The 5,941-nt window shown below is 54.6% G+C and carries 6 protein-coding genes; 4 read left to right on the plus strand and 2 right to left on the minus strand.

The window, feature by feature from the left end; translation table 11 throughout:
• A partial coding sequence (locus tag HMPREF9538_RS01115) for a GGDEF domain-containing protein (protein ID WP_009486424.1) occupies window positions 1-1,302 on the minus strand: 1,302 nt, incomplete at its 3' end.
• 222 nt (window positions 1,303-1,524) lie between these two features.
• The gene (slyB, locus tag HMPREF9538_RS01110; RefSeq protein WP_002907749.1) at window positions 1,525-1,992 is read right to left on the minus strand and encodes an outer membrane lipoprotein SlyB; all 468 of its coding nucleotides are present in this window, start codon (window positions 1,990-1,992) and stop codon (window positions 1,525-1,527) included.
• Window positions 1,993-2,259: 267 nt separating this feature from the next.
• Between slyB and anmK the strand changes: the two genes are divergently transcribed.
• The 4 genes from anmK to tyrS all read left to right on the plus strand — a co-directional run bounded on the left by anmK (window position 2,260) and on the right by tyrS (window position 5,913).
• Complete coding sequence (gene anmK, locus HMPREF9538_RS01105; RefSeq protein ID WP_004143831.1) at window positions 2,260-3,384, plus strand: anhydro-N-acetylmuramic acid kinase; 1,125 nt, start codon at window positions 2,260-2,262, stop codon at window positions 3,382-3,384.
• A 92-nt stretch (window positions 3,385-3,476) separates the two neighbouring features.
• On the plus strand, window positions 3,477-3,800 hold the full coding sequence (gene mliC / locus HMPREF9538_RS01100; RefSeq protein WP_002907744.1) for a C-type lysozyme inhibitor: 324 nt from the start codon (window positions 3,477-3,479) through the stop codon (window positions 3,798-3,800).
• A gap of 57 nt (window positions 3,801-3,857) precedes the next feature.
• On the plus strand, window positions 3,858-4,514 hold the full coding sequence (gene pdxH / locus HMPREF9538_RS0128605; protein WP_002907742.1) for a pyridoxamine 5'-phosphate oxidase: 657 nt from the start codon (window positions 3,858-3,860) through the stop codon (window positions 4,512-4,514).
• A gap of 124 nt (window positions 4,515-4,638) precedes the next feature.
• Window positions 4,639-5,913: a tyrosine--tRNA ligase gene (gene tyrS, locus HMPREF9538_RS01095; RefSeq protein ID WP_002907740.1), complete on the plus strand. Its 1,275-nt coding sequence runs from the start codon at window positions 4,639-4,641 to the stop codon at window positions 5,911-5,913.
• Window positions 5,914-5,941: the final 28 nt, after the last annotated feature.

A 5,941-nucleotide genomic window follows, 5' to 3' on the forward strand; every position in this document is an offset into this window, starting at 1 on the left:
CATGGCTTCGTCCGCGCGCTGAACGCACGCTTCCGCTGTCACGCTATTGTCGTAGGTGGTATACACCCCCATGCTGATGGTCATTCGCTCCGGTAAATGGCTCTCCCCGGCACTGACCGCCAGGCGGATACGCTCGGCGATCGCTTGCGCTTCTTTTTCACCGGTGTTGACCAGCAGCAGAGCAAATTCCTCACCGCCGATGCGTGCGGCGGCGTCATCTACCCGCGAATGGCTTTCCAGCACCGAGGCGGCGAACTGGATCACTTTGTCGCCGGCGACATGGCCGTAGCTATCGTTGATGCGTTTGAAATGGTCGAGGTCGCTGATGAGCACCGACAGCGGATGCTGGGCATTCACCTTCGCCAGCTGTTGGTTAAGAGTGTCGTAGAAAAAGCTGCGGTTGTAGAGGCGGGTCAACGGGTCGCGGATCGAATTCTGATACGAATGGACATATTTGTGGTTAGACTCGCGATAGAGGATAAAGACGTCAACCAGTAGCACCAGAATCAGGAACAAGGTGCATAGCGTTTCGAAAAAACGCGCCTGGTACCAGGTCTGATCCAGCTCCCCTGCGGTGGAGAGCAGCTGGAAAAGCGTGAACAAATAAGCGCTGCAAAAAAAAGCGCCGCTGAACCAAAAAATATTACGCAGTTTACTCAAGCTAATTAATAAAATCAGCGTGATGAACCAAACTGCCATCAGCAGCCAGCCGATAATACTTTGCCACAACGGGGTAAAGGTATGGCTCAGATCGTCGATAAAATTGACGCTCAGCCACGGCGAATGGCTGGAGTATAGCCATGATAAAACAATAATGGTCAACGTAAAAAGTATACATGCTGTAAATGTAAGAACGTGTGCTTTCCACGAATGCATGATGCGCTGGCGAAAATAGTACAAAATAATAGATGACATGAATAACACAGCCATCATTATATTGCGGAAGAAATAATAAATAACGGCGTCATTTTGATTAACGACCGGGGCCGGATTGCAGGTAAGCCAGTCCGGATAGCTGCTGAGCGTGCCAAGCATCAGCAGCGCTGAGCAGGCAAACCCGAAAGAGACTGGAGTAAGGTACAGACGCCGCTTGCTGCTCCAGTATTTCATGCCCATAAAACAGGCAATGGTAATATGAAAAACCATCAGGAAACTGGTCAGCAGCGGAAATAATATTGAGGAAGTACTACTGAAGCTGGTATGAAAAAACGCAGTCATCCCGGAAATGCCAATCCCGGCCAGTAAACAAATGCAAATATAAAGGATTAGACGTTTAACGATATGATGCACATGTTCGGGCATAGGCAATATTCCACATAAAAGGCAACGGCAGCGACGATGAGTCGCCAGGGCTAATTTACGTTCTTGAGGGTAATAGGGGCGGGCAGATAAGATATTGCGCAGGCGCAATGATTCATGGAATATTAAAATAAAGATGTCTGATGGTTACTACGAATTTATTACGGCGAAATAAACGTGGCTGAAAAATACGATGCGGCGCAACCGGCCGCATCGTAAGGGAGATTATCGCGGAGAGACGGTGACCTGGCTGCCGCTGCCGGCAATGGCCACGCGCTGACCAACGGAGAACGGAGTGCTGCCCTGTTTCTGCACTACCATAATGGTATTGCCATCGTCCTTACGGATTTCCAGTTCAACGCCCTGCGTTTTATTCATCGCGCCCTGAACGCCCTGACCGGCTACGCCGCCCGCGACCGCACCTGCCGCCGTAGCCAGAGAGCGTCCGGTACCGCCGCCGATGGTGTTTCCAAGGAACCCGCCCAGTACCGCACCGCCAATGGCCCCGATGGCATTGCTATCGTCGCCGCTCTGGATCTGTACGGCGCGCGTATGCACGATAGTACCGTAAGTCACGCTCTGCACCTGTTTGGCTTCAGATGCGGAATAAACGTCGCCGGACAGGCCGCTGCTGCTCACGCAGCCTGCGAGCGTAAAACCAATCATCGATACAGCCAAAACACGTAAAATCATTTATGAATCTCCTGTTCACCGAAGGTGTTCAATTGAACGTCCATACGGTTAATTATATGGCATTTAGTCGTCGGCGGGCATAGGTTCTCCCTGGACTATACAAAAAATAATAAACACTGGTGCTTCAACCTCAACTAAACGCCGGTTCTTTACGATGTTCTCTGATTTGTCGCTCTATTGTTAAAAAGTATTAGTACAACATAGCATTAACCGACACTTTATGATGGAGTGAAGGGCATACAAGGGTCATGGAATGAAGGAAAACGTATGAGATCGGGTCGCTTTATTGGCGTTATGTCTGGTACCAGCCTGGATGGTATCGATGTCGTTTTGGCCACCATTACTGAAAACATGGTGGCGCAGCAGGCTAGTCTCACCTGGCCCATTCCACACGCGATAAAAGAAGAGATTCTGGCGATTTGCCAGGGGCAGTCGCTGACCCTTTCGCAGCTAGGTCGTCTGGACACCCGTCTGGGACGGCTGTTTGCCGATGCCGTACTGGCGCTGATGCGCCAGGAAAGTCTCAAACCCACCGACGTCATCGCCATCGGCTGCCATGGACAGACCGTATGGCATGAACCGCAGGGAGAGGCTCCGCATACCCTGCAAATTGGTGACAACAACCAGATCGCCGCCCACACCGGGATAACCGTAGTGGGGGATTTTCGTCGCCGGGATATGGCGCTAGGCGGGCAGGGAGCGCCGCTGGTGCCGGCTTTTCATCATGCGCTGCTGGCCCACCCCGTTGAGCGACGTATGGTGCTCAATATCGGCGGGATCGCTAATGTGTCGCTGCTGGCGCCAGGGCAGCCGGTGCGCGGCTATGATACCGGGCCGGGAAATATGTTGCTGGACGCCTGGATCTGGCGCCAGAAGGGCAAACCGTACGACAAGGACGCCCAATGGGCTAGCGAAGGTAAAGTGCTGCTGCCGCTGCTGCAGGACATGCTGAGCGATCCGTGGTTTGCCTTGCCGGCGCCAAAAAGCACCGGTCGGGAATATTTCAATTACGGCTGGCTGGAGCAGCATATGGCCCGCTATCCGGGGCTACGCGGGGAGGATGTTCAGGCTACGCTTGCGGAATTGACCGCCGTCACCATCAGTGAGCAGGTATTGTTAAGCGGCGGCTGCGAGCGTTTGTTAGTGTGCGGCGGCGGCGCGCGTAACCCCTTGTTAATGGCGCGCCTGGCGGCGCTGCTGCCGGGAACCGAGGTCTCCACCACCGATGAGGCGGGGATCAGCGGCGATGATATGGAAGCGCTGGCCTTTGCCTGGCTGGCCTGGCGAACGCTGGCTGGTCTGCCGGGCAATCTGCCCTCCGTGACCGGCGCCAGCGAAGCCTCGGTGCTGGGCGCCATTTTTCCGGCTAACCCGCCGCAGAATCGGAGTTAACTGAAATCTTAAATACGATGCGACCGGTAAACTGGACAAGTTAAGCGGAGGGCGGAGTGCCCGCCGTGACCGGGAAAGTCGAAGGCAAACGAATGAAAAAAATTCTTATCGCAGTTGTACCTTTTATGCTGGCGGGCTGTAGCTACTACAACCAGTTTGTCGAGCGGATGCAGACGGACACGCTGGAGTATCAATGCGACCAGAAACCATTGACGGTCCATCGCAATAACGCACGCCAGCAGGTCAGTTTTATCTATGATAATCAGCAACTGAACCTGTCTGAGGGGCTGTCGGCTTCCGGGGCGCGCTACACCGACGGCGTCTATGTGTTCTGGTCAAAAGGCGATACCGCCACCGTCTATAAGCGCGACCGCATCGTCCTTGATAACTGTCAGCTGCAGACGGCCAAACGTTGAGATTTCTGTCCGGGGGGCGCACAATAACGCCACCTTATGACTACATCCTCAATGGCCATGTCTGATAACGACGAACTCCAGCAAATTGCGCATTTGCGCCGTGAATACACCCGTGGCGGTTTGCGTCGCCACGATCTTCCTGCTGAACCCCTGCCGCTGTTTGAACGCTGGCTGCGTCAGGCCTGCGATGCGAAACTTGCCGACCCAACGGCCATGGTGGTCGCCACCGTCGATGAGCGCGGCCAGCCCTACCAGCGCATTGTGCTGCTGAAGCACTACGACGAAAAAGGGTTGGTGTTTTATACCAACCTTGGCAGCCGTAAAGCGCATCAAATTGAAAACAACCCGCAGGTCAGCCTGCTTTTCCCGTGGCATATGCTGGAGCGCCAGGTGATGGTAATCGGCAAAGCGGAGCGTCTGTCGACGCTGGAAGTGGTCAAATATTTCCACAGCCGTCCGCGCGACAGCCAGATTGGCGCCTGGGTCTCGAAGCAGTCGAGCCGGATCTCAGCCCGCGGCATCCTCGAAAGCAAATTCCTCGAGCTGAAGCAGAAGTTCCAGCAGGGTGAAGTGCCGTTGCCGAGCTTCTGGGGCGGATTCCGCGTCAGCATTGAGCAGATGGAGTTCTGGCAGGGGGGAGAACACCGTCTGCACGATCGCTTTTTATACCAGCGCGATAGCGGCGCCTGGAAAATAGACCGTCTGGCGCCGTAAACGCCGAAATTAGTTATCGAAGCGCTGGCGCTGAAAGGGCCGGCGCTTTATTCTATGTACTTTTCGCATCTGGCGAAAAGTCGTGTACCGGCAGAGGTGCAGTCGTTTATACATGGAGAATTTGATGGCAAGCAGTAACTTGATTAAACAATTGCAAGAGCGGGGGCTGGTAGCCCAGGTGACGGACGAGGAAGCGTTAGCAGAGCGACTGGCGCAAGGCCCGATCGCGCTCTATTGCGGCTTCGATCCTACCGCTGACAGCTTGCATTTGGGGCATCTTGTTCCATTGTTATGCCTGAAACGCTTCCAGCAGGCAGGTCATAAACCTGTGGCGCTGGTGGGCGGCGCAACCGGTCTGATTGGCGACCCAAGCTTCAAAGCCGCTGAGCGTAAACTAAACACCGAGGATACCGTGCAGGAGTGGGTGGATAAAATCCGCAAACAGGTGGCTCCGTTCCTTGATTTTGACTGCGGCGACAACTCGGCGATCGCGGCGAATAACTATGACTGGTTTGGCAGCATGAACGTGCTGACCTTCCTGCGCGATATCGGTAAACACTTCTCTGTTAACCAGATGATCAACAAAGAAGCGGTGAAGCAGCGTCTGAATCGTGACGATCAGGGTATCTCCTTTACCGAGTTCTCTTACAATCTGCTGCAGGGTTACGACTTTGCCTGCCTGAACAAGCTGCACGGCGTGGCGCTGCAGATCGGCGGCTCTGACCAGTGGGGCAACATCACCTCCGGCATCGATCTGACCCGTCGTCTGCATCAGAACCAGGTGTTTGGCCTGACCGTACCGCTGATCACCAAAGCGGACGGCACCAAATTCGGTAAAACCGAAGGCGGCGCCGTGTGGCTGGATCCGAAGAAAACCAGTCCGTACAAATTCTACCAGTTCTGGATTAACACCGCGGATGCTGATGTCTATCGCTTCCTCAAATTCTTCACCTTTATGGACATTGCGGAGATCAATGCCCTGGAAGAAGAAGACAAAAACAGCGGTAAAGCGCCGCGCGCCCAGTACGTGCTGGCAGAGCAGGTGACGCGCCTTGTTCACGGCGAAGAAGGCCTGGAAGCGGCGAAGCGCATTACCGAAAGCCTGTTCAACGGTAACCTGAGCGACCTGAGCGAAGCAGACTTCGAACAGCTGGCCCAGGATGGCGTGCCGATGATCGAAATGGAAAAAGGCGCCGATCTGCTGCAGGCGCTGGTTGATTCCGAGCTGCAGCCGTCCCGCGGTCAGGCGCGTAAAACCGTTGCCTCTAACGCGGTGACCATCAACGGCGAAAAACAGGCCGACCCGGAATATGTATTCAGTGACAGCGATCGCCTGTTTGGCCGCTACACCTTGCTGCGTCGCGGTAAGAAAAATTACTGCCTGGTCTGCTGGAAATAAAAAAATACTGCCAGGGGGGGGGGGGGGG

The organism is Klebsiella sp. MS 92-3, assembly GCF_000195655.1.
GTDB classification, from domain to species: domain Bacteria; phylum Pseudomonadota; class Gammaproteobacteria; order Enterobacterales; family Enterobacteriaceae; genus Klebsiella; species Klebsiella pneumoniae.

Bases quoted from the DNA above. Each gene is read 5' to 3' on its own strand.
- slyB (WP_002907749.1), bottom strand. From the start codon at position 1,992: ATGATTTTACGTGTTTTGGCTGTATCGATGATTGGTTTTACGCTCGCA.
- anmK (WP_004143831.1), top strand. From the start codon at position 2,260: ATGAGATCGGGTCGCTTTATTGGCGTTATGTCTGGTACCAGCCTGGAT.
- mliC (WP_002907744.1), top strand. From the start codon at position 3,477: ATGAAAAAAATTCTTATCGCAGTTGTACCTTTTATGCTGGCGGGCTGT.
- pdxH (WP_002907742.1), top strand. From the start codon at position 3,858: ATGTCTGATAACGACGAACTCCAGCAAATTGCGCATTTGCGCCGTGAA.
- tyrS (WP_002907740.1), top strand. From the start codon at position 4,639: ATGGCAAGCAGTAACTTGATTAAACAATTGCAAGAGCGGGGGCTGGTA.